Here is a 21009-nt window from a genome sequence, read left to right as displayed (position 1 = left end):
GGAGCCGTGACTTTCAACCCCGAGCTGTGGCAGCCGGTCCCCGGATTCGAGGACCTGACCGACATCACGTACCACCGGCACATCACGCAGGGCACCGTGCGCGTGGCCTTCGACCGGCCGGAGGTGCGCAACGCCTTCCGCCCGCACACCGTCGACGAGCTGTACCGCGCGCTCGACCACGCGCGGCGGTCCGCCGATGTCGGCGCGGTGCTGCTCACCGGCAACGGCCCGGCGCCGAAGGACGGCGTGTGGTCGTTCTGCTCGGGCGGCGATCAGCGCATCCGCGGCCGCTCCGGCTACCAGTACGCGACGAGCCACGACTCCGACGTCGAGGCCGCGACCGCGGACGGCGTCGACGAGGCCCGCGTCAAGGCCGAGGGCGGCCGCCTGCACATCCTCGAGGTGCAGCGCCTCATCCGGTTCATGCCGAAGGTGGTGATCGCGCTGGTCAACGGCTGGGCCGCGGGCGGCGGGCACTCGCTGCACGTGACCTGCGACCTGACGCTCGCCTCGCGCGAGCACGCCAAGTTCAAGCAGACCGACGCCGACGTGGGCAGCTTCGACGCCGGCTACGGCAGCGCCTACCTGGCCAAGCAGGTGGGCAACAAGTTCGCGCGCGAGATCTTCTTCCTGGGCGATGTGTACAGCGCCGAGGACATGCACCGCATGGGCGCGGTGAACCGCGTCGTGGACCACGACGAGCTGGAGAACGTCGCGCTCGAGTGGTCCGCGAAGATCCTCGGCAAGAGCCCGCAGGCGCAGCGGATGCTCAAGTACGCCTTCAACCTCCCCGACGACGGGCTCGTCGGTCAGCAGCTCTTCGCCGGCGAGGCCACCCGCCTGGCCTACATGACCGACGAGGCCGTCGAGGGCCGGGATTCCTTCCTGGAGAAGCGCGCCCCGGATTGGTCCCCCTTCCCCTACTACTACTGAGTCCGTGACCGACTGCGTGTTCTGCGCGATCGTCGCGGGCTCCTCGCCCGCGGCGGTCGTCGCCGAGACCGAGGAGATGATCGCCTTCCTCGACGTCCGCCCGCTCAGCCCCGGCCACACGCTGGTGGTGCCGAAGGCCCACGCCGCCAGGCTGTCCGGGCTCGACGGTGCGCACGGGACCGCGATGTTCGCGCTCGGCCACCGGCTGGGCCGGGCCGCGCAGGCGGGTCCGCTCGACGCGGACGGCGTCAACCTCGTCGTGAACGACGGCCGGGTCGCGATGCAGACCGTCGATCACGTGCACCTGCACGTGATCCCGCGCTTCTCCGGCGACAAGCTGCGGTGGCTCTCCCGCATGGCCGTGCGACGGCCACGCAGCTCCGACGATGCCGTCGCCGCCCTGCGCGCCGGGCTCGAGGATCTGTCGTCATGACCGATCCGGCCTTGCTCCTGGAGCGCATCCTCGATGCCAATTCTGAGGTGCGGAAGATCGAGCACCACTACGGTTGCGCTATGCCGGAACAGACACAGGACAAGCTCTACGCGACGGTGCTGCAGACCATTGGCGCCGTCGCGCACCTCCCCGTAGTGCGCGTCGATCGAGAAGCGTTTCTCACCAAACACTTCGGAGATTCTCCGCACATCGATGTCATTCTACGGAACGGTCCGCAGGAGGTCTACACGGTCGGTTCGCTCCGCCGAAAGGCCGACTCGATCATCAAGAACAGCGTGACGAAGACATCAATGGCATCGTTCGCCGCAGGACTCCCTGGCAATCCTATGGTGATGGTGGCCGCTGGCAGTGCGGACGTGGCCCAATACTTCGGGTTCGCGATCAACCTCGCCCAACAGATCGCGTACCTGTTCGGGGAGGACGACTTGTTCGACGGCGGCGGTTCCGACCTCTCAGAGGAAGCCCAGATCCGAGTCATCGCATACCTCGGAGCGATGTTCGGAGCGGCCGGTGCAGCAGCGCTGGTGACGAGCACATCCAAGGTCGCTGGCGCCAACATCGGCAAGAAGGTCGCAGGGCAGGCGCTGACGAAGACAGCCTGGTACCCACTAGTCAAGAAGGTCGGCGCACTGGTTGGCAAGCAGGTGACCAAGAAGACTGTGGAGAAGACCATCACCAAAGCGGTCCCCGTGGTTGGCGGCGTGATATCCGGCGGGCTCACATACGTCACGTTCCGTCCTATGGGGCACCGTCTCGCCGACACTCTCGCCAGCAACCTGTCCGGTCAATTCGACCACGACTTCGACCTGAATCCGACGTTCGCCGCGACAGTGGCAGAGGTCGTCGACGGCGAGGTTGAGCCTCACGCTGCACAGCGTGAGCCGGCGGACGAAACACGAAAGTGACACCACCCGGAGCCACCTTCACGTGCGGCGAGCCCGGCTGGGAACAGGTCGCCGATTTCGCGCTGCACTGGGCGAAGTCCCCGCTGCCCGGCGAGCTCTGAATCGCTCGTCCGGGGGCACACGCCAGAATCGCAGGACCGATGCAAACTACCGGTAACGAATGGCTTGCGTGCTGTCGATAGTCGGGTGTCAGAGCCGCACCGTCGACCCCGAGGAGCAGTGATCGAATGACCGCCCGCACCACCCGCATCGCCCTGGCCGCCGGCGCCTGCGCCGCGCTCGCACTGGGCGCCCTCCCCGCCACCGCCTCCGCCGACACCGTCGTCCGCTTCGACGGTTGGGTGACGACACCCGGTTTCGCCGACCCCATGCCCTTCCCCTCGGTGCACTACACCGGCACCGTCGACGCGAAGGGCTGGATCACCGTGCGCCCCGACTGCATCAAGGGCGGCCTCGGCGGTCCGACGGCGCCGTGCGTCGACAACCCCGGCACGCGCGCACAGATCGCGACCCGCACGCTGAGCTGGTGGAACGACGGCAAGCGGTACGGCGGCGAGGTCAAGGCCCGCCCGGACGGCTCCTTCACCACGCTGATCGGCGAGAAGAAGGTGACCTTCACCGTCGGCGGGCCCGGCACCGTCGGGAAGGCGATCGGCCACTACTCGGCCTGAGGGCCCGTCAGCCGTGCGCGCGCTGGTGGCGCGGCTGGTACAGCCCGATCGCGCCGCCGCCCGGGAGCGTGAGCGAGGTCAGCAGGCCCCACCCCTGATCGCTGATCGGCGCGGTCTCGACGCCCTTCGCCCGCAGCGCCGCAACCTCCGCCTCGACGTCGTCGCACATCAGGTAGAGCTCCTGCTTCGGCGGACCGTCGGTGGGATGGACGGCGACCTCCGACGCGGGGAGCGGCAGGATCAGCCAGCCCTGCCCCGCGTCCACCCCCTCGACACCGAGGACATCGCGCAGGAACGCGCGGTCGGCGTCCGCGTCGGCGGAGTAGTGGATGATGTGCGCCCCGTTGATCATCCGCCCACCGTAGCCGCACATCTTTCGAAGCGTTGTGCGACGCCGTGGAACGAACTCCTCGCAGAACGCTTCGAAAGATGTCGGCAGCGCGACCAGCTTTCAGGCCTCGGTGCGTGTCGGCGACGACACGCCGACATCTCATCGCCGACTTCCACCAATGTCCGTTCTGTCACCAGTGGACACGATTTCATAGCCGGCGGATCAGTCCTCGATCACGCGGAAGACGTAGGTCGTGCGGCCCAGGGTGAGTTCGTCACCGTCGGACAGGGGCAGCTGGCCGGAGACGCGGCGCTCGCCGACATAGGTCCCGTTGGAGGACTGCAGGTCCCGGACGGCGAAGCCGCTGACGGAGCCGGTGATGACGGCGTGCTCGCGGGAGACCTTGGTGTCGTCGATGCTGATGTCGTTGTCGGGCAGGCGGCCGAGGCGGACCTCGCCGTGCACCGGGTACTCGGTGCCGTCGGATGCCGTCAGCGTGCCGCGCGGGCCGGCTCCGGGGACGGTGACATCGGTCTCGGTCTTCTCGAAGGCGCGGCCGTCGCCCGGCTGCGCCGCCGGGCGCGCGGCGGTGAACGCCAGCTGCTCCTGCCGCAGCACCTTGCCCTCGAGCTCGACGAGTGCGGGCGTGGGATCGGCGCCGAGCTCGTCGGCGAGGGTGCGGCGCAGCTCCCGCGATGCCTCCAGCGCATCGGCCTGACGCCCGGTCACGTACAGCGCCGTGATCAGCTGCCCCCACAGCGGCTCCTGCAGCGGATGTTCGGAGACGAGGCGGCGGAGCTCGCCGATCACCGATGCGGCGCGCCCGGCGGCGATCTCCGCGTCGTACATCGCGGACTGCACCGCCGCCCGCTCCTCCGCCATGCCGATCGCGAAGTTGTCGGCGAACTGCAGGCCCCGCAGGTCGGCGACGGCGTCGCCGCGGAACTCCGAGAGCGCGGTCGCGAACGCCAGCGAGGCCTGGTCGTAGCGGCCGGCCGCGGCGAGTTCCGCGCCCCGTCGGCGGGCCGCGTCGAACCGGCCCACGTCGGACTGCTCCGGCTCGAGGTCGAGGCGATAGGTGGAGCCCGAGGTCACCAGCAGGGCGTCGAGGCCCGACCCGGCACCCGGGCCGCGCAGCGCCTTGCGCAATCCGCTGACGAAGACCTGCAGGCTGGCGCGCGCCGAGGCGGGCGGGTTCCCGTCCCACACCTGCTCGCTGAGCGAGTCCACGGTGACCGCGCGGCCGCGGTTCATCACGAGCAGCGCGAGCACGGATCGCGGCTTCACGCCCGAGACCTCGTTCGGTGCGCCGTCCACGGAGAGCGAGACCTGGCCCAACACGCGGATATCCAAAGACGCCATGCGCAAATAGTAGTCACGGCGCATCAGTCGGCCCGCGGAAGACCTCGGAAACAGCCCAAACCGGACATGACCTGCGGATTCTGAGAGCGCCCTGAATGAACATTGGGTGAACGCTCGCCGGACGGTCGAGAACCTGCAGGTCAGGGGGATGTCGGCCACGTCTCACCCGTTTGGTGGAACACCCCTTCCGGCCTCACTATTTTCACCATGAACAGCGAACTCATCATCCTGCTGTTGGTGATCGTGACGGCCCTCGCCTTCGACTTCACCAACGGCTTTCACGACACGGGCAATGCGATGGCCACATCCATCGCGACAGGCGCCCTCAAGCCCAAGACCGCCGTCAGCCTGTCGGCGATCCTGAACCTGGTCGGCGCCTTCCTGTCCGTCGAGGTCGCGCTCACCGTGACCAACGCGGTGATCAAGATCCAGAACAAGGACGGCTCGCCCAAGGCGGAGTTCACTGCCAATCACGGCCGCGCACTGCTGATCATCGTGCTCGCGGGCCTCATCGGCGGCATCGTCTGGAACCTGCTGACCTGGCTGCTCGGCCTGCCCAGCTCCAGCTCGCACGCGCTGTTCGGCGGCATGATCGGTGCCACCATCGCGGCTCTCGGCCTGAGCGGTGTGGTGTGGATCGGCCACGGCAAGCTCGACGGCGTCATCGGCAAGGTCGTCCTCCCGGCGCTGTTCGCCCCGGTCGTCGCGGGCCTCGTGGCCGCGGCCGGCACCTACCTCATCTTCAAGATCGTCGCCGGCGTCGCCGAGCGGTTCACCGAGGAGGGCTTCCGCTGGGGCCAGATCGGCACCGCCTCGCTCGTCTCCCTCGCGCACGGCACCAACGACGCGCAGAAGACGATGGGTGTCATCACCCTCGCGCTCATCGGCTACAGCGCCGGCTCCCCCGAGTCGAGCGGCGGCTTCCTGTTCTGGAACGACACGCACGGCGTCCCGCTGTGGGTGAAGTTCTCCGCCGCGGCCGCGATCGCCCTGGGCACCTTCCTGGGCGGCTGGCGCATCATCCGCACCCTGGGCAAGGGCCTGATCGAGATCAGCTCGCCGCAGGGCATGGCCGCCGAGGCGTCGTCCGCCACGATCATCCTCACCTCGAGCCACCTCGGCTTCGCCCTCTCCACCACGCACGTCGCCACCGGCTCCATCCTGGGCTCGGGCGTCGGCAAGCCGGGCGCCAAGGTCCGCTGGAACGTCGCGGTGCGCATGGTCGCCGCCTGGCTGATCACCCTGCCCGCCGCCGCGATCGTCGGCGCGATCATGTGGTTCGTCGCGGCGAAGATCCCCGGTCTCGCCGGCCCGATCGTCGCCTTCGCCATCCTCTGCGCCCTCTCCGGCTACATGTACTGGCGCGCGCAGCAGCAGAAGGTCGACTCCAACAACGTCAACGCCGAGTGGGACGACGAGACCAACGCGGTCGCGCCGACCGCCGACGAGAAGATTGCGAAGGTCTAAGACATGGAAACCATCTCCCTCGCCCTCAACGCGGTCTGGAAGGTGCTCCTCGTGGGCCTCGTCCTCGGCGCCGGCCTGCCCGCCCTGTTCGCCGTCGGCGTCCGCGGCCTCGCGATCGGCAACGGCCACGAGCAGGAGGACGGCACCGTCCACCAGCCGAACCCCCTCGGCAACGTGCTGGCCGCGATCGCCTTCGTCATCGTCATCGCCGCCGTCGTGCTCGGCATCGCGATGATCGTCGCGTCGGGCTTCAAGTACGAGCTCACCTTCGACAACATCTACCCGTGGTTCGAGAAGAAGGCGTAGGCCCCAGATGACCACCGAGAACACCCAGGACGGCGTCCTCCAGCAGGTCCTCGACTGGCTGCGTGCCGGTTACCCCGAGGGCGTGCCGCCGAAGGACTACTTCCCCCTGCTCGCCCTGCTCACCAAGCAGCTGTCGGAGACCGAGGTCGACGCGGTGATCGGCCGCATCCTGGCCCAGCGCCCCGACGAGGTCCACAAGGACGAGATCGAGGCCGCGATCACCAAGGTGACCCAGGCCGAGCCCAGCGACGAGGACCTGCGCCACGTCGCGAGCAAGCTGGCCGCGGGCGGCTGGCCGCTCACCGGTTTCGCCAACTGACACACGTTCGCTTCGCTGTCGCTCACCCGAGCCGGGTGCGGCCCCCTATCCTGGAGACCGGATAGGGGGCCGTTCCCGTACCGGCGGCACAACCGCGCCCGCAGAGGCGCACCCTCGCAACGGAGGTGGGGTCTTCATGAGTTCAAATCCGGGCTTCCTGACCAGGATCGTCGATTGGCTGCGCGCCGGGTATCCCGACGGCGTGCCCAGCACCGACTACCAGCCGCTCCTCGCGCTGCTCGACCGGCAGCTCACCAAGGAGGAGCTCCGCGAGGTCACGCGCGAGCTGATCGACGACGCGCACCTCTCGCCCGAGGGGCTCGAACCGATCACCCGCATCGACGCGGGTGTCGCGATCAGCGGCCACACGCACGAGATGCCGCTCGAGAAGGACATCGCCCGCGTCCGCGAGCGCCTCGAGCTCAAGGGCTGGCCCTTCGACGACGCACCGCTCAACCCCGACGGCTGTCCCAAATCGCACGGCGAGTGAACCTCGAACCGCTGCGGATCGACACCGTCGCATCCGCCCTGCCGCAGCTGACCGCCCTGCTGGAGGGCACGGCGCCCGCGTGGCTGCCCGTGCCCGCGCACGATCCGCGCGAGGCGGAGCGGCTCACCGGCGCGCTCGCCGCGGGCACCCCCATCGACGAGCGCGTGGCCCTCGTCGTCGCGACGTCCGGCACGACGGGCACTCCGAAGGGCGCGATGCTCACCCGCGCCAATCTCGAGGCCAGCGCCACCGGGACCCACCAGCGGCTCGGTGGTCCCGGGCAGTGGCTGCTCGCGATGCCGCCGCACCACGTCGCGGGGGTGCAGGTCATGCTGCGCTCCCTCGCCGCCGGCCACGCGCCGGCGCAGCTCGACGTGCGCGCGGGCTTCGACCCCGCGGCCCTCGCCGCTGTCCACGCGCGGATGACCGCGGACCGCCGGTACGTCTCCCTGGTGCCGACGCAGCTCGTGAAGGTCCTCGCCGATCCGGCGGCGACGGAGGCACTCGCCCGGTTCGACGGGGTGCTCATCGGCGGCGCCGCCTGCCCCGCCCCGGTCCGCGAGGCCGCCCTGGCCGCCGGCATCCGCATGGTCCGCACGTACGGCATGAGCGAGACCGCCGGCGGCTGCGTGTACGACGGTGTGCCCCTCCCGGGCGTCGGGATCCGCCTGGACGGTCCGGAATCCCGTGTCGTCCTGGGTGGCCCGACGGTGGCCCTCGGCTACCGGAACCTGCCCGACCATCCCGCCTTCGCCGAGCCCGGCCGGTTCCGCACCGACGACGCGGGCACGCTCACCGACGGCGTCCTCGCCGTCACGGGCCGGCTCGACGAGGCCATCTCGACCGGCGGCCTGACGGTGCTCCCGCAGGTCGTGGAGGCCGTGCTCGCCCGGGTACCCGGCGTGGCCGAGGTCGCCGTCTTCGCGCAGCCCGATCCGCGGCTCGGCCAGCGGGTGGCGGCCGCGGTCGTTCCGGCCCCGGGCGCGGAGGTCACCGTCGAGCTGCTGCGCGCGGCCGTGGAGGCCGAGTTGGACCGGACGGCGGCGCCGCGGGCGCTGTACCTGGTCGACGAGTTGCCGCGGCGCGGGCCGGGCAAGATCGACCGCCGGGCGCTGGCGGCGCAGGTCACAAATATTCACGACTGAAGGAATCTCCGGTAAGGTTACCGCCGAGTAAGATAGCTCCGCAGAAACAGCCCGGATCGGAGAACCGTGAAGCAGAACATCGCAGCGCAGACCCCGCTGCTCAATCCCCGCGACGTCGACTTCCTGCTCTACGAGTGGCTGAACGCGGAGGAGCTGACCAAGCGCGACGCCTTCGCGGACCACTCGAAGGAGACCTTCGACGCCGCGCTCGACCTGGCCGCCGATATCGCGGTGCAGAAGCTGTCGAACCACTACAAGGACGCCGACGCCAATGAGCCGACGATCCAGCCCGACGGCACCGCGAAGACGCTGCCCGAGACCAAGGCCGGGCTCGACGCGATCAACGAGGCGGGTTTCACGTTCGCCGAGCTGCCCGCCGACGAGGGCGGCATCGGCCTCCCCTCACTGATCAGCAAGGCGGCGTTCGCCTGGATGCAGGCCGCCAATGTCTCGACCACCGTCTACTCGGGCCTGACGCTGGGCAACGGCAACGTGATCCGCTCCTTCGGCACCGACGAGCAGAAGCGACTGTTCCTCGAGCCGATGATCGAGGGCCGGTTCACCGGCACGATGTGCCTCTCCGAGCCCGACGCCGGCTCCGCGCTCGCCGACATCAGCGCCAGGGCCGAGCCCCGCGAGGACGGCAGCTACGCCATCACCGGCACCAAGATGTGGATCACCGGCGGCGACCACGAGATGACCGAGAACATCGTGCACCTGGTGCTCGCGAAGGTCCCCGGCGCGCCGGACGGCGTCAAGGGCATCTCGCTGTTCATCGTGCCGAAGTACCTGGTGAACGACGATCAGTCGGTCGGGGACCGCAACGCCGTGAACCTCGTGAGCCTGAACCACAAGATGGGCAACAAGGGCACCACCAACTGCCTGCTGTCGCTCGAGAACGCCACGGGCTACCTGGTCGGCGCGGAGAACCGCGGCCTCGTACAGATGTTCCAGATGATGAACGAGGCGCGCGTGGCGGTCGGCCTGGCCTCGTCCGCGATCGGCTACACCGGCTACCTGCAGTCGCTGGAGTACGCCAAGACCCGCGTGCAGGGCCGCCCCGTGACGGCCCCGACGGGTCCGCAGGTCCCGATCATCGAGCACCCCGACGTGCGCCGGATGCTGCTGGCGCAGAAGAGCTACGTGGAGGGCGGGTTCGCCCTCGCGCTGTTCGGCGCGCGCCTCGTCGACGACGCCCACACCGCGCCCACGGAGGAGGAGCGCACGGCGGCGGGCCAGCTGCTCGACTTCCTCACGCCGATCATCAAGAGCTGGCCGAGCGAGTGGGCGACGCGCGCCAACGACCACGCCATCCAGATCCACGGCGGCTACGGCTACACGCGGGACTACAACGTCGAGCAGCTGTACCGGGACAACCGGCTCAACGCGATCCACGAGGGCGCCAAGGCGATCCACGGCCTGGACCTGCTGGGCCGCAAGGTGCCGCAGCACGGCGGTGCGTCCTTCGGCGCGCTGCTGGGCCGGATCGAGGCGACCGCCGCCCGCGCCGAGAAGCACGAGGAGCTGGCGCCGCACGCCGCCGCGCTCCGGGCGGCGTCGCAGCGCGCGGTCGAGGTCACGATGGCGCTCGGCGGTACCGGGGATCCGGCGCTGTCGCTGGCGAACGCGACCTCCTACCTCGACGGCCTCGGCCACGTCGTGGTGGCGTGGCTGTGGCTCGACCAGGCGCTCGCGACCTACGCCGAGGACGGCGCCGCGCGCGAGGACGCCTTCTACCGCGGCAAGCGGGCGGCGACGCAGTACTTCTTCGTCTACGAGCTGCCCAAGGCGCACACCGAGTTCGACCTGCTGGCGAAGCTCGACCGCACCACGCTCGACCTGGACACCTCCGTCCTGTAGCGACTGCATAGGCTGGGTGCATGGCAACCGCAGCGCAGTGGCTCGAAGGGGCCCGCCCCCGCACGCTCCCGAACGCGATCGCCCCGGTGATCGCGGGGACGGGGGCGGCGGGGTTCCTGGGCGAGGCGGTCTGGTGGAAGGCGCTGCTCGCGCTCGTCGTCTCGCTGTCGCTGATCCTCGGCGTGAACTTCGCGAACGACTACTCCGACGGTATCCGCGGCACCGACGACGACCGGGTGGGCCCGCTGCGGCTCGTCGGGTCGGGGCTCGCCTCGCCCGCGGCGGTGAAGCGGGCGGCGTTCGCGTGCTTCGGGGTCGGCGGGATCGCGGGTGTGGTGCTGTCGCTGACCTCAGCGCCGTGGCTGATCCTCGTGGGGCTGGGGTGCGTGGCCGGGGCGTGGTTCTACACGGGCGGGAAGAAGCCCTACGGCTACCTCGGCTTCGGCGAGATCGCGGTCTTCGTCTTCTTCGGGCTGGTCGCGGTGCTCGGCACCGAGTTCGTGCAGGCCGGGCGGATCGACGCGTCCGGCGTGCTCGCGGCGTGCGCCGTGGGCTCGTACAGCTCGGCGGTGCTCGTCGCCAACAACCTGCGCGACATCCCCACCGACCGTGAGTCCGGCAAGATCACCCTCGCCGTCCGGCTGGGCGACGCGCGCACCCGCGTGCTGTTCTCCGTCCTCGTCGCCGTCCCGACGGTGCTGGGCCTGGCCCTCGCGGCCGTCGCCACCCCGTGGGCGCTCCTGTCGCTCGCCTCGGCCCCGCTCGCCGTGCTCGCGGCGCTGCCGGTGAGCCGCGGCGGCCAGGGCCCCGCCCTGATCCCCGCCCTCGCCCAGACCGGCCTCGCCATGCTCGTCTGGTCCATCGGCGCCGCGATCGGCCTGTTCCTGGGCGCGTGAGTCAGCCGCGTGCCGCGGCACCCACGACGGAGAGCAACTGCAGCTTTTCGTAACTCTCCGAACCGGGCTGCGCGGTGTACACGAGCAGCAGGTGCGACTGCTCCGGGTCCACGAGGTGCTGGCAGTCCAGCTCGAGCGCCCCCACCTCCGGATGGATGAAGCGCTTCACCGCGTTCGGGCGGATCCCCACCGGATGCGCCTCCCACAGCGCCGCGAACTCCGCGCTGCGCTCGAGCAGCAGCTCCGCGTACTCCGCCGCGCGGGAGCCGGGCCCGCGGAGCGCCGCCACCCCGCGCAGGCCCGAGACGAACATCGATGACAGGAACGCGTGGTCATCCGGATGGTGGATCGCGCGGCTCGCCGGGTCGGTGAACCACCGGTATCCGACGCTGCGCTCGGGGCCGGTGTAGCCCGTGGTGTCGCCCGTCAGGGCCACCGAGAGCGGCGTCTGCCGCAGGGTCTCCCCCAGCTCGGTGACGATCTCCGCCGGGGTGTCGGACAGGCGATCCAGCACGCGGGCCAACCCCGGACCGATGTGATCGCCGGTCGCGCCCCGGGGCGGCGCGTGTTGCCCCGCCAACCGGAAGAGGTGGTCGCGCTCGTCGAGGCTCAGGTGCAGGCCCTGCGCGATGGCCGCGATCATCTGCGGCGACGGGTGCGGGCCGCGCTGCCGTTCGAGCCGGGTGTAGTAGTCGACCGACATGTGGCACAGCGCCGCGACCTCCTCCCGCCGCAGGCCCTGCGTCCGCCGCCGCTGCCCCCGCGGGAGCCCCACGTCCTCCGGCTGCAGGGCCTCCCGCCGCCGGCGGAGGAACTCCGCGAGCCCTTCCCGGTCGATCATCCGCACCTCCTGCCGACGACGGTACTGGGGCCGGACCGATCGCGACGCGCGCTGGGCGCTCTCATCCGGGGATCGGCGGTCCCTGGATGAGCTTCCGCAGCACTGCGAGGCTGACAGCCATGAACCGAGCACCGATCGACCTCCCCCTTCCCGATCTCACCGGCAAGCGCGCCGTCGTGACCGGCGGCACCGACGGCATCGGCCTCGGCATCGCGCGCCGCCTCGCCGCGGCCGGCGCGGACGTCGTCCTGCCCGCGCGGAACGCCGCGAAGGCCGAGGCGGCGGTCGCCGCGATCGGCGCCGCGGCGCCGGCGGCGACCGTCTCCACGCACCCCCTCGACCTGTCGTCCCTCGCATCCGTGGCGGCGCTCGGCCGCACGCTGCTCGACGACGGCCGCCCCATCGATCTGCTCATCAACAACGCCGGCGTGATGACCCCGCCCACCCGGCAGACGACCGTCGACGGCTTCGAGCTCCAGTTCGGGACCAACCACCTCGGCCATGTCGCGTTGGTCGCGCACCTGTTGCCGCTGCTCCGCGCGTCGCGGGCCCGCGTCACGTCGCAGATCAGCATCGCCGCCAACGAGAGATCGATCAACTGGGACGACCTGAACTGGGAGCGGTCCTACAACGGCTCCGGCGCCTACAGCCAGTCCAAGATCGCCTTCGGCCTGTTCGGCCTCGAACTGGACCGGGTGAGCCGGGAGCGGGGCTGGGGTATCACCAGCAACCTGTCCCACCCCGGCGTCGCCCCGACCAGCCTCCTGGCGGCGCGACCGGAGATCGGCCGCGACGGTGACACGCTGGGGGTGCGGGTCATCCGCCGGTTGTCGGCACTGGGGCTCGTGGTCGGTACCGCGGAGACCGCCGCCCTCCCCGCCCTCCTGGCCGCGACGGCACCGGACGCGGCGGGCCGGTTGTACGGACCCAAGGGCTTCATGCACCTCGGGGGCCCGCCCGCCGAACAGCCCCTGTACAGCAGGATCCGCAGCGAGGAGGAGGCCCGTCGCATGTGGCGGATCTCGGAGAGCATGACCGGGGTCGCATTCGCGGACTGACCTCCCGTCGACCGCGGGCGGCGGACCGTCGTCCCTACTCCCGCCAGGACCCGTCGGCGAGGAAGCGCTCGACGGTGAGCGTGGGCGGGATGAGGTCGAAGCCCTTCGACTGCACCCACGCGTCGTCGAAGTAGGTGTCGAGGTAGCGGTCACCGTCGTCGGCGAGGAGGGTCACGATGCTGCCGGACCGCCCGTCCCGGACCATCTCGGCGATCACGCCGAAGGAGCCCCACAGATTGGTGCCGGTGGAGCCGCCCACCCGGCGGCCGAGCAGCGCGGAGGCGATCCGCGCCGCCGCGATCGAGCCGGCGTCGGGCACGCCCACCATCCGGTCGACGATCTCGGGGATGAAGGAGGGTTCCACGCGCGGCCGGCCGATGCCCTCGATCCGCGACGACTGCCCCGTCTCCAGCGAGCAGTCGCCCGCCTCGAAGCCCGGGAGGAAGCTCGAGTTCTCGGGGTCGACGACGCACAGCCGCGTCGCGTGCCGCCGATACCGGATGTAGCGGCCGATCGTCGCCGACGTGCCGCCCGTGCCCGCGCCGACCACGATCCACGCCGGCTCCGGGTGCTCCTCGAGCGAGAGCTGGGAGAAGATCGACTCGGCGATGTTGTTGTTGCCGCGCCAGTCCGTGGCCCGCTCGGCGTGCGTGAACTGGTCCATGTAGTGACCGCCGCGCTCGTGGGCGAGCCGGGCGGCCTCGGTGTACACCTCGTCGGCGCGGTCGACGAAGTGGCAGGTGCCGCCCTCGCGCTCGATCAGCGCCACCTTGGCCGCCGAGGTGGACTTCGTCATCACCGCGACGAAGGGCAGGCCCAGCAGCTTCGCGAAGTAGGCCTCGGACACCGCGGTCGAGCCGGAGGACGCCTCGATCACCGTGGTGCCCTCGCGCACCCACCCGTTGCACAGGGAGTAGAGGAACAGGGAACGGGCCAGACGGTGCTTCAGGCTGCCCGTGATGTGGGTGGTCTCGTCCTTGAGGTACAGGTCGATCCCCGCGTCCCGCGCCCACCCCGCCAGCGGGAAGCGCAACAGGTGCGTGTCGGCGCTGCGGCGCGCGTCGGCCTCGATGAGACGGACGGCGTTGTCGACCCATGACCGGTCCGCCGAGCGGTCGTGGACGATGGTCGTCACTCGTCCACGCCCTGCAGCCGCTGCCGGAAGTCGTCCCGCTTCGCCTTGCGCGCATCGTCGATCACGGCGGCGCTCTCGTTCACCCGGGTGCGCAGCTTCTTGCCGAGCACCATCGAGAGCGGCAGCGAGATCACGAGCGCGAACAGGAACACCGGAATCGGCGGCACCTCGTCGAGGAACAGCATGCCGATCCCGTAGAGCAGTCCGAAGACGACAACGACGAGCCCCAGGCGGAACGCCGTATACAAAACAAGGTCGCGTGCGAGCGTCCGCTTAGCCGTACTCGTATCGGTCATGGGGACGAGCCTACCCCCGTCCGAAATGCGACTTTACCAATACTTGACACTCGGATAGAGGTTCGAGTACTCGGGCAAATCACTGCATACTGGGCATCATGACCACGGCACACTCGAACCTCGCCCAGCGCGCAGCGGACCCGCGGGCCGCTGCGCCCCGTCAGCCCGAGCGCCTCATGACCCCAGGCCAGGTGGCTGCGCTGTTCAACGTGAACCCCAAAACGGTCACCCGGTGGGCCGGCGCGGGCCTCCTCGGCTCCGTCCGCACGCCCGGCGGGCATCGTCGCTTCCGCGCATCGGAAGTCTTTGCTTTGCTGAACCAGAACACCACGGCGTAGCCCCGAACGGCGAAGGGCGCCGCTCCACCGAGTTCCTCGGCGGGGCGGCGCCCTTTGCGTACGCGGGTACCCGGCGCGAACTCAGCCGGCGTAGGAGTGCAGGCTGCCCGTCGCGAAGTAGTTGATGATGAACAGGTTGAAGACGATCACGGCGAAGCCGAGCAGGTTCAGGTAGGGCGCGGCCTTGCGCCACACCGACGTCGCGCGCGCGTGCAGGTACGCGGCGTAGAGGACCCACGCGATGAACGAGGTGGTCTCCTTCGGGTCCCAGCCCCACGGCCGGCCCCATGCCGCCTCGGCCCAGACCGCGCCGCAGATGACGCCCGCGCTGAACAGCGGGAAGGCGACGATCACGGTGCCGTACGCCACGCGATCGAGCACCTGCGTGTTCGGGATGGCCTGCAGCAGCCGGCCGCCGATGCCGGAGGTGACGGTGACGGAACCGTCGGGCAGCTCGAACCGGCGGCGGATGAGGTAGAGCAGACTGGCGACGCCGGAGACGAGGAAGATGCCGGCGCCGATCGACACGATCGAGACGTGGATCGCGAGCCAGTAGGACTTCAGCGAGGGCACCACGGGACCGGCGGTCGTGTACAGCACGCCCTCCGCGACGAACATGAAGATCAGGATCGGGACCAGCACGAAGCCGAGGATCGGACGCGACTCGGGCTTACGCAGCAGCACCAGTGAGGCCAGAACCGCCCCCGCGCACATGATGGACATGAACTCGTACATGTTGCCCCAGGGCATGCGGCCGGTGGCGACGCCGCGCAGCACGATCGAAGCGACGTGCACGAGCAGGCCCGCGACCACGAGGGCGTAGCCCATGCGGCCGATGCGCTCCGACTTCGTGCGCCGGGGGCCGTCGTCGACGACCCGCCCCGGGGTGGTGTCGGTGGCGATCGGGCCGCCGCCCGCGGCGACGAGTTCCCGCTTGCGGTCTCGCGCGGTCGTGGCGTCCACCCGCGACGTCGCCAGCTCGACGACCATCAGCACCAGCGCGAGGGCGTAGATCCCGGTCGCACTGGTGAACAGCACGTCGGCGAAGTTCGCCAGGTCGACGTTCGTCTCGGTTCCCATGGTCACGCCACTTTCTCACCGTCGGGGCCGACCAGGCGGTCGGCCAGTGCTTCGAAGTCCTCGGTCCATCCGGCCTCGTCGGTGCGGGCCAGCCCGGCGATCTCCATCACGGTACCGCCGTGCTCGCGCGGGGTCAGCCGCACGAACACCCGCCGGCGCCGCACGGTGAGCGAGACGATGAGCCCGCCCAGCATCCCGATCGCGAAGACCAGCGTCCAGTTCTGCGCCGGATTGTGGCTGACCTGCAGGGCCGCGAAGTTGGTGACGCCGTCGAAGCGGACCTGGGTGCCGTCCTCGATGGTGGTCGACTGCCCGACGCTCAGGTTCACGCGGGCCTTCTTCTCCAGCCGCTTGGAGTCGATCTGGTCGCGGCTGAGCGAGAAGATGTTCTGCGGTTTGCCGGTGTCGAGGCCGGTGTCGCCCTGGTAGATGTCGATCGCGACGGCCGGATCGTTCGGCGCGGGGAAGCGCGAGGTGAGCAGCGTCCCGTCGAGTTGCTTGGTGGGGGCCAGCAGCCCCTCGATCCCGATCTGCTTGGTGCGCCGCTCGTCCTCCGTGCGGTACAGCTCGGCGGGCGGGTCGAAGCGCAGCGCGCCCGAGGAGAGGAAGTTGATCTTGTCCTGCGGCGCGAACTGCATGGTCTGCGTGCGGACGGCGCCGTTCGGGTAGGTCACCGTGAACGTGCCGGCGTAACCGTGGCCCAGCATGTAGACCCGCACGCCCTCCATGCGGAGCGGCTTGTTGACCTCGATCGCGTACTTCTTCCAGGTGTCGTCCCGCAGGCCCTCGCTGTCCTGGTACGAGGCCAGGGTCCGGAACATGTCCGGCTGCGCGTTCGGCAGGAAGGTGGCCTGCACCTCGTCGGCCTTGAGACAGAAGGGCGCGAGCCCGGTCCCGTCGACGAGGTTGCCGGCGCGGAAGTTGTCGTAGTTCGACGAGGTGTTGCAGAAGCCCTCGTCCCCCGCGATGACGATGCGCGAGCCCTCGTAGGAGAACTGCTGCCCGACGCCGATCGCGATGAGGATGCCCACCAGCGAGATGTGGAAGACCAGGTTGCCGGCCTCGCGGAGGTAGCCCTTCTCGGCGGAGACGGTGACAGTGCCCTCGGGCTCGTTCGCGCCGCCGGGCCGGCTGATCTTGCGCCATCCGCGCAGGCCGCCGAGCACGGTCCGTGCGGCGGCCTCGGGGTCCTCGTCGCTCTCGCGGGTCGTGTGCCGCGGCAGCCGCGACAGGTTCCGCGGAGTCGAGACGGGCGGGGTCCGGAGCGCGCGGAAGTGCTCGAAGCAGCGCGGCACGATGCAGCCGACGAGCGAGACGAACAACAGCGCGTAGATGGAGGTGAACCACACCGACTTGAAGACGCCGAAGAACTGGAGCTTGTCCATGATCTCGCCGAGCGTGCCGTGGTCGTCGATCCACTTCGCGGTGGCGGCGGAGTCGACGTCGCGCTGCGGCAGCAGCGCGCCGGGCATGGCGGCGACGGCGAGCAGGAACAGCAGCACCAGCGCGGTCTTCATGGACGTGAGCGATCGCCAGGTGTTGCGGATCGTGGCGATCACGCGGCGCGGGAAGGATTGCTTGACAGGAGTACTCATCAGATCGGCATCACCGTGTTGGAGACGAACATGCGGCGCACGAGGTCGATGAACTCGGCCCAGTAGCCGGTGACCAGCGCGACGCCGACGGCGATCATCAGCACGCCGCCGAAGATCTGGATGCGGCGCGAGTTGCGGCGCAGCCAGCCGACGGCGCGGACGGCCACCGTCGACCCGAGTGCCAGGACGATGAAGGGCAGGCCGAGGCCGACGCAGTAGGCGACGATGAGGATCGCGCCGCGGGCCGGCTCGGCGTCGGTGCCGACGACGATGGACAGGATCCCGGCCAGCGTGGGGCCGATGCACGGGGTCCAGCCCAGCGCGAAGACGCCGCCGAGCAGGGGCGCGCCGGCCAGGGTGGTCCACTGCCGCGGCGCGAACCGGACGTCGCGCTCGAGCACCGGGACGAGGCCGATGAAGGCGAGGCCCATGACGATGGTGATGACGCCCCCGATCCGCATGAGGGTGTCGGCGTTGAGCCGGATCGACGTGGCGAGCCCGAAGACGGACATCGTCATCAGCAGGAAGACGACGGTGAAGCCGGCGACGAAGAGCATCGCGGCGCCCATGACGCGCCAGCGTCCGGCGCGCACGCCCGCCTTCGCCTCGTCGACGGTGGCAGCGGGCGCCTCGGCCCCGACGAGCCCCGCCAGGTACGACAGGTAGCCCGGGACGAGCGGGACGATGCACGGCGAGGCGAACGAGACCAGCCCGGCGAGCAGGCACGCGCCGAGCGCGAGCAGCAGCGGGCCGGAGACGGCGGCGGTGGCGAAGGCGTCCCCCATCAGCCCTCCCCCAGAACCTTCTCGACGGTGTCGGTCAGTTCCTTCTCGCCGACGGTGGTGAGGTAGGAGGCGGCCACGCGGTGCTGCCGGTCGAGCACGAAGGTCATCGGGACGACGGTGGTCGGGTACTGCTCACCGATGGCCAGTAGGGTCTTCCCGGGCGGGTCGTAGATCGACGGGTAGGTCAGCCCCTGCGAGCCGATGAAATCGCGGGCGGCGTCGTCGCCGGCGGTCTCCCGCACGTTGATGCCGAGGAACTGCACGCCCTTGTCCTTGGTGGCGACGAAGGTCCGCTCGAGCTCGGGCGATTCGATGCGGCACGGGGCGCACCAGCTGCCCCAGACGTTGATGACGACGACCTTGCCGGCGTAGTCGGCGAGCTTGATCGTGGTGTTCGGGTCGGTCACGCTGCGCCCCGACAGGTTCTCGACGGTGCTGCGCTGCCCGGGCTCGTAGAACTGCCGGACCTTGCCGCCGGGAGCGATCACGCCGCCCTTGGCGGCCTGATCGGAGAGCTGCACGCAGCCGGATGCGCCGAACGCGACCGCGCCTGCGACGAGCAGCGCGGCGACGCGGCGGGCCGGCCTCACGCGCCGCGCACCAGCGGGTCGGTGGCGCCCGCCGGCTCGGAGTACACGATGTCCACGAGCTCGTCGCCGTCGTAGACGAGGCTGGTGAGCGAAGCGAGCGAGCACTGCCGGTTGCGCGGGTCGTGCCACAGCCGCTTGCCCTCGAGGTGGCGGCGCAGCGTCACGACGGGCAGCTGGTGGCTCACCAGGACGGCCTCGTGGCCGCGGGCCCGGTCGCGGGCGATGTCGACGACGCCGACCATGCGGTGGGCGATCTGCAGGTAGGGCTCGCCCCACGACGGCGTGAACGGGTCGCGCAGCTTGGGCCAGTGCTTGGGCTGGCGCAGCGCACCGTCGCCGACGGCCACCCGCAGCCCCTCGAACTGGTTCCCCGCCTCGATCAGCTCCTCGTCCGTGATGATCGGCAGCCCGTGCGAGGCGGCGATGGGCGTCGCGGTCTCCTGCGCGCGCTGCAGCGGCGAGGCGAAGACAGCGGTGATGTCGTGGTCCGCGAGCGCATCGGCCACCGTCTGCGCCTGGGCCCGGCCCTTCTCGGACAGGCGGAAGCCGGGCAGGCGGCCGTAGAGGATGCCGTCGGGGTTGTGCACCTCGCCGTGCCGCATCACGTGCACGATCGTCGTCTCGGTGTTGGCAGTCATGGGGCCTTCTACTCGGTCGCCGCGGCGGCCGCGCGGGCGGCGGCGGGCAGAGCCGCCTCGATGGATGCGAAGTCGTCGTCGGTGAGCGCGGCGGAGACGAACCAGGCCTCGAAGGCGCTGGGCGGCGGGTAGATCCCCTGCTCGAGCAGCGCGTGGAAGAAGGGCGCGAACCGGAAGGTCTCGGCGGCCTTGGCCTGCGCGTAGTCCGCGACCGGCCCGTCGGTGAAGAAGACGGAGACGAGGTTGCCGGCGTACTGGACGTGATGCCGGACGCCCTCGGCGGTGAGCGCGTCGCCGATGAGCCCGCCGAGGCGGATCGAGTTGGCGTTGAGCTTGGCGTACACCTCGTCGGTGGCGTGCTGCAGGGTCGCCAGGCCCGCGGCCACGGCCACGGGGTTCCCCGACAGCGTGCCGGCCTGGTAGACGGGGCCGAGCGGCGCGAGATGCCCCATGACCTCGGCCGAGCCGCCGAAGGCCGCGGCGGGGAGCCCGCCCGACATGACCTTGCCGAAGGTGAACAGGTCGGCGTCGACGGGCTCGAGGCCGTACCAGCCGGCCTTGCTCACGCGGAAGCCGGTCATGACCTCGTCGAGGATGAGGAGGGCACCGTCGGCGCGGGTGATCTCGCGCAGGCCCTCGTTGAAGCCCGGGAGCGGCGGGACGGCGCCCATGTTGCCGGCGGCGGCCTCGGTGATGACGGCGGCGATCTGCCCCGGGTACTGCGCGAAGGCCGCGCGCACGGCGTCCAGGTCGTTGTAGGGCAGGACGAGGGTGTCCTGCGCCTGCGCGCCGGTCACGCCGGGACTCGTCGGCAGGCCCAGGGTGGCGACGCCGGAGCCGGCGTCGGCGAGCAGGGCGTCGACGTGGCCGTGGTAGCAGCCGGCGAACTTGATGATCTTGGCGCGGCCGGTGACGCCGCGGGCCAGGCGCACGGCGCTCATGGTGGCCTCGGTGCCGGAGTTGACCAGGCGGACCCGTTCGACGGGGGCGACGCGGGCGATGATCTCCTCGGCGAGCGCGATCTCCGCCTCGGTGGGGGCGCCGAAGCTCAGGCCGGTGGTGGCGGCGCGCTGCACGGCGTCGACGACGGCGGGGTGTGCGTGCCCGAGGATCATCGGCCCCCAGCTGGAGACGAGATCGACGTAGCGCTTGCCGTCGGCGTCGACCAGCTGCGAGCCGGACGCCGAGACGATGAAGCGCGGGGTGCCACCGACGGCGGAGAAGGCGCGCACCGGGGAGTTCACCCCGCCGGGGATGGAGCGGGCGGCGCGGTCGAACAGGGCCGCGCTGGCCGGGGCCGCAGTGTCGCTACCGGGGGTAAGGGGAGAACTCACGACCTCCAGTCTCCCAAACGAGGGCAAGTCGTCAACTACAGGGTGTAGGAGAAGACCGCTTCCGCGCCTCAGCGGCGCCGCGCTCGCGTCGCGGACCGCGCACGCCCGCTCCACCCACCACCTATAGTGGAACAGGTTTCACTCACCCGAGCCAGACATCGCCACCGGCCGACATCACCA

24 protein-coding genes are annotated in these 21009 nt (G+C 70.5%); 13 read left to right on the top strand and 11 right to left on the bottom strand.

The window, feature by feature from the left end:
• Nucleotides 1–6: 6 nt before the first annotated feature.
• From FK530_RS05015 to FK530_RS05000, 4 genes are all read left to right on the top strand, one after another.
• Nucleotides 7–933 carry a 1,4-dihydroxy-2-naphthoyl-CoA synthase gene (locus tag FK530_RS05015; RefSeq protein ID WP_146485876.1) on the top strand — a complete coding sequence of 309 codons (927 nt, stop codon included), beginning with the start codon at nucleotides 7–9 and terminating at the stop codon, nucleotides 931–933.
• A 4-nt stretch (nucleotides 934–937) separates the two neighbouring features.
• Nucleotides 938–1366 (top strand): HIT family protein, encoded by a 429-nt coding sequence (locus tag FK530_RS05010; RefSeq protein WP_146485875.1) that lies wholly within the window; start codon nucleotides 938–940, stop codon nucleotides 1364–1366.
• Nucleotides 1363–2292: a hypothetical protein gene (locus FK530_RS05005; RefSeq protein WP_231706501.1), complete on the top strand. Its 930-nt coding sequence runs from the start codon at nucleotides 1363–1365 to the stop codon at nucleotides 2290–2292. Before FK530_RS05010 ends, FK530_RS05005 begins: the two co-directional genes overlap by 4 nt.
• 227 nt (nucleotides 2293–2519) lie before the next feature.
• A complete protein-coding gene (locus tag FK530_RS05000; RefSeq protein ID WP_146485874.1) occupies nucleotides 2520–2963 on the top strand; it encodes a hypothetical protein in 444 nt (147 codons plus the stop codon).
• 7 nt (nucleotides 2964–2970) lie between these two features.
• On the opposite strand, the gene FK530_RS04995 is transcribed toward FK530_RS05000, so the two are convergent.
• Together FK530_RS04995 and FK530_RS04990 are read right to left on the bottom strand one after the other, a co-directional pair.
• Entirely contained in the window at nucleotides 2971–3315 is a 345-nt protein-coding gene (locus tag FK530_RS04995) for a VOC family protein (RefSeq protein WP_146485873.1), read from the bottom strand.
• Between the two features lie 201 nt (nucleotides 3316–3516).
• A complete protein-coding gene (locus FK530_RS04990) occupies nucleotides 3517–4656 on the bottom strand; it encodes a BTAD domain-containing putative transcriptional regulator (RefSeq protein WP_146485872.1) in 1140 nt (379 codons plus the stop codon).
• 207 nt (nucleotides 4657–4863) lie between these two features.
• Between FK530_RS04990 and FK530_RS04985 the strand changes: the two genes are divergently transcribed.
• The 7 genes from FK530_RS04985 to FK530_RS04955 all read left to right on the top strand — a co-directional run bounded on the left by FK530_RS04985 (nucleotide 4864) and on the right by FK530_RS04955 (nucleotide 11139).
• Nucleotides 4864–6123, top strand: coding sequence for an inorganic phosphate transporter (locus FK530_RS04985; protein ID WP_146485871.1), 1260 nt, complete (start codon nucleotides 4864–4866; stop codon nucleotides 6121–6123).
• Between the two features lie 3 nt (nucleotides 6124–6126).
• A complete protein-coding gene (locus tag FK530_RS04980) occupies nucleotides 6127–6429 on the top strand; it encodes a hypothetical protein (RefSeq protein WP_146485870.1) in 303 nt (100 codons plus the stop codon).
• A 7-nt stretch (nucleotides 6430–6436) separates the two neighbouring features.
• Nucleotides 6437–6748 (top strand): DUF3349 domain-containing protein, encoded by a 312-nt coding sequence (locus tag FK530_RS04975; RefSeq protein ID WP_146485869.1) that lies wholly within the window; start codon nucleotides 6437–6439, stop codon nucleotides 6746–6748.
• A 136-nt stretch (nucleotides 6749–6884) separates the two neighbouring features.
• A complete protein-coding gene (locus tag FK530_RS04970) occupies nucleotides 6885–7238 on the top strand; it encodes a DUF3349 domain-containing protein (protein ID WP_146485868.1) in 354 nt (117 codons plus the stop codon).
• Nucleotides 7235–8383, top strand: coding sequence for an o-succinylbenzoate--CoA ligase (gene menE, locus FK530_RS04965; RefSeq protein WP_146485867.1), 1149 nt, complete (start codon nucleotides 7235–7237; stop codon nucleotides 8381–8383). The genes FK530_RS04970 and menE overlap by 4 nt, the downstream gene beginning before the upstream one ends.
• Nucleotides 8384–8449: 66 nt before the next feature.
• The gene (locus tag FK530_RS04960) at nucleotides 8450–10243 is read left to right on the top strand and encodes an acyl-CoA dehydrogenase (RefSeq protein ID WP_146485866.1); all 1794 of its coding nucleotides are present in this window, start codon (nucleotides 8450–8452) and stop codon (nucleotides 10241–10243) included.
• Between the two features lie 20 nt (nucleotides 10244–10263).
• On the top strand, nucleotides 10264–11139 hold the full coding sequence (locus FK530_RS04955) for a 1,4-dihydroxy-2-naphthoate polyprenyltransferase (protein WP_146485865.1): 876 nt from the start codon (nucleotides 10264–10266) through the stop codon (nucleotides 11137–11139).
• Nucleotide 11140: 1 nt separating this feature from the next.
• Here FK530_RS04955 and FK530_RS04950 read toward each other — a convergent pair whose 3' ends face one another.
• Nucleotides 11141–11980, bottom strand: coding sequence for a helix-turn-helix transcriptional regulator (locus tag FK530_RS04950; RefSeq protein ID WP_146485864.1), 840 nt, complete (start codon nucleotides 11978–11980; stop codon nucleotides 11141–11143).
• 119 nt (nucleotides 11981–12099) lie between these two features.
• Between FK530_RS04950 and FK530_RS04945 the strand changes: the two genes are divergently transcribed.
• Nucleotides 12100–13038, top strand: coding sequence for an SDR family oxidoreductase (locus tag FK530_RS04945; RefSeq protein ID WP_146485863.1), 939 nt, complete (start codon nucleotides 12100–12102; stop codon nucleotides 13036–13038).
• 34 nt (nucleotides 13039–13072) lie between these two features.
• Here FK530_RS04945 and cds1 read toward each other — a convergent pair whose 3' ends face one another.
• The gene (gene cds1, locus FK530_RS04940) at nucleotides 13073–14173 is read right to left on the bottom strand and encodes an L-cysteine desulfhydrase Cds1 (protein WP_146485862.1); all 1101 of its coding nucleotides are present in this window, start codon (nucleotides 14171–14173) and stop codon (nucleotides 13073–13075) included.
• Nucleotides 14170–14469: a DUF4229 domain-containing protein gene (locus FK530_RS04935; RefSeq protein WP_146485861.1), complete on the bottom strand. Its 300-nt coding sequence runs from the start codon at nucleotides 14467–14469 to the stop codon at nucleotides 14170–14172. Before FK530_RS04935 ends, cds1 begins: the two co-directional genes overlap by 4 nt.
• A 176-nt stretch (nucleotides 14470–14645) precedes the next feature.
• Here FK530_RS04935 and FK530_RS04930 point away from each other — a divergent pair, with 176 nt between their 5' ends.
• Nucleotides 14646–14807, top strand: a complete 162-nt coding sequence (locus FK530_RS04930) for a BldC family transcriptional regulator (protein WP_074850913.1) — start codon at nucleotides 14646–14648, stop codon at nucleotides 14805–14807.
• 81 nt (nucleotides 14808–14888) lie between these two features.
• Here FK530_RS04930 and ccsB read toward each other — a convergent pair whose 3' ends face one another.
• The 6 genes from ccsB to hemL are packed head-to-tail and all read right to left on the bottom strand — an operon-like array spanning nucleotide 14889 to nucleotide 20829.
• The gene (gene ccsB, locus FK530_RS04925; protein WP_191834165.1) at nucleotides 14889–15887 is read right to left on the bottom strand and encodes a c-type cytochrome biogenesis protein CcsB; all 999 of its coding nucleotides are present in this window, start codon (nucleotides 15885–15887) and stop codon (nucleotides 14889–14891) included.
• A 2-nt stretch (nucleotides 15888–15889) separates the two neighbouring features.
• Nucleotides 15890–17482: a cytochrome c biogenesis protein ResB gene (gene resB, locus FK530_RS04920; RefSeq protein WP_146485859.1), complete on the bottom strand. Its 1593-nt coding sequence runs from the start codon at nucleotides 17480–17482 to the stop codon at nucleotides 15890–15892.
• Nucleotides 17482–18267: a cytochrome c biogenesis CcdA family protein gene (locus FK530_RS04915; RefSeq protein WP_146485858.1), complete on the bottom strand. Its 786-nt coding sequence runs from the start codon at nucleotides 18265–18267 to the stop codon at nucleotides 17482–17484. Before FK530_RS04915 ends, resB begins: the two co-directional genes overlap by 1 nt.
• Nucleotides 18267–18857: a TlpA disulfide reductase family protein gene (locus tag FK530_RS04910; RefSeq protein WP_146485857.1), complete on the bottom strand. Its 591-nt coding sequence runs from the start codon at nucleotides 18855–18857 to the stop codon at nucleotides 18267–18269. Before FK530_RS04910 ends, FK530_RS04915 begins: the two co-directional genes overlap by 1 nt.
• On the bottom strand, nucleotides 18854–19495 hold the full coding sequence (locus FK530_RS04905) for a histidine phosphatase family protein (RefSeq protein WP_146485856.1): 642 nt from the start codon (nucleotides 19493–19495) through the stop codon (nucleotides 18854–18856). The genes FK530_RS04910 and FK530_RS04905 overlap by 4 nt, the downstream gene beginning before the upstream one ends.
• Before the next feature lie 8 nt (nucleotides 19496–19503).
• A complete protein-coding gene (gene hemL, locus FK530_RS04900; RefSeq protein WP_146485855.1) occupies nucleotides 19504–20829 on the bottom strand; it encodes a glutamate-1-semialdehyde 2,1-aminomutase in 1326 nt (441 codons plus the stop codon).
• Between the last annotated feature and the right edge of the window lie 180 nt (nucleotides 20830–21009).

Source organism: Tsukamurella conjunctivitidis (genome assembly GCF_007858475.1).
GTDB classification, from domain to species: domain Bacteria; phylum Actinomycetota; class Actinomycetes; order Mycobacteriales; family Mycobacteriaceae; genus Tsukamurella; species Tsukamurella conjunctivitidis.
This window is presented reverse-complemented; position numbering and strand designations above follow the sequence as displayed.

Coding starts and splice junctions, on each gene's coding strand:
- FK530_RS04985 (WP_146485871.1), top strand. CDS start 4,864: ATGAACAGCGAACTCATCATCCTGCTGTTGGTGATCGTGACGGCCCTC.
- FK530_RS04995 (WP_146485873.1), bottom strand. CDS start 3,315: ATGATCAACGGGGCGCACATCATCCACTACTCCGCCGACGCGGACGCC.
- FK530_RS04970 (WP_146485868.1), top strand. CDS start 6,885: ATGAGTTCAAATCCGGGCTTCCTGACCAGGATCGTCGATTGGCTGCGC.
- FK530_RS04990 (WP_146485872.1), bottom strand. CDS start 4,656: ATGGCGTCTTTGGATATCCGCGTGTTGGGCCAGGTCTCGCTCTCCGTG.
- resB (WP_146485859.1), bottom strand. CDS start 17,482: ATGAGTACTCCTGTCAAGCAATCCTTCCCGCGCCGCGTGATCGCCACG.
- FK530_RS04950 (WP_146485864.1), bottom strand. CDS start 11,980: ATGATCGACCGGGAAGGGCTCGCGGAGTTCCTCCGCCGGCGGCGGGAG.
- ccsB (WP_191834165.1), bottom strand. CDS start 15,887: ATGGGAACCGAGACGAACGTCGACCTGGCGAACTTCGCCGACGTGCTG.
- FK530_RS04915 (WP_146485858.1), bottom strand. CDS start 18,267: ATGGGGGACGCCTTCGCCACCGCCGCCGTCTCCGGCCCGCTGCTGCTC.
- FK530_RS04905 (WP_146485856.1), bottom strand. CDS start 19,495: ATGACTGCCAACACCGAGACGACGATCGTGCACGTGATGCGGCACGGC.
- FK530_RS04980 (WP_146485870.1), top strand. CDS start 6,127: ATGGAAACCATCTCCCTCGCCCTCAACGCGGTCTGGAAGGTGCTCCTC.
- FK530_RS04945 (WP_146485863.1), top strand. CDS start 12,100: ATGAACCGAGCACCGATCGACCTCCCCCTTCCCGATCTCACCGGCAAG.
- FK530_RS04975 (WP_146485869.1), top strand. CDS start 6,437: ATGACCACCGAGAACACCCAGGACGGCGTCCTCCAGCAGGTCCTCGAC.
- FK530_RS04955 (WP_146485865.1), top strand. CDS start 10,264: ATGGCAACCGCAGCGCAGTGGCTCGAAGGGGCCCGCCCCCGCACGCTC.
- FK530_RS05000 (WP_146485874.1), top strand. CDS start 2,520: ATGACCGCCCGCACCACCCGCATCGCCCTGGCCGCCGGCGCCTGCGCC.
- FK530_RS04930 (WP_074850913.1), top strand. CDS start 14,646: ATGACCCCAGGCCAGGTGGCTGCGCTGTTCAACGTGAACCCCAAAACG.
- FK530_RS05005 (WP_231706501.1), top strand. CDS start 1,363: ATGACCGATCCGGCCTTGCTCCTGGAGCGCATCCTCGATGCCAATTCT.
- FK530_RS04935 (WP_146485861.1), bottom strand. CDS start 14,469: ATGACCGATACGAGTACGGCTAAGCGGACGCTCGCACGCGACCTTGTT.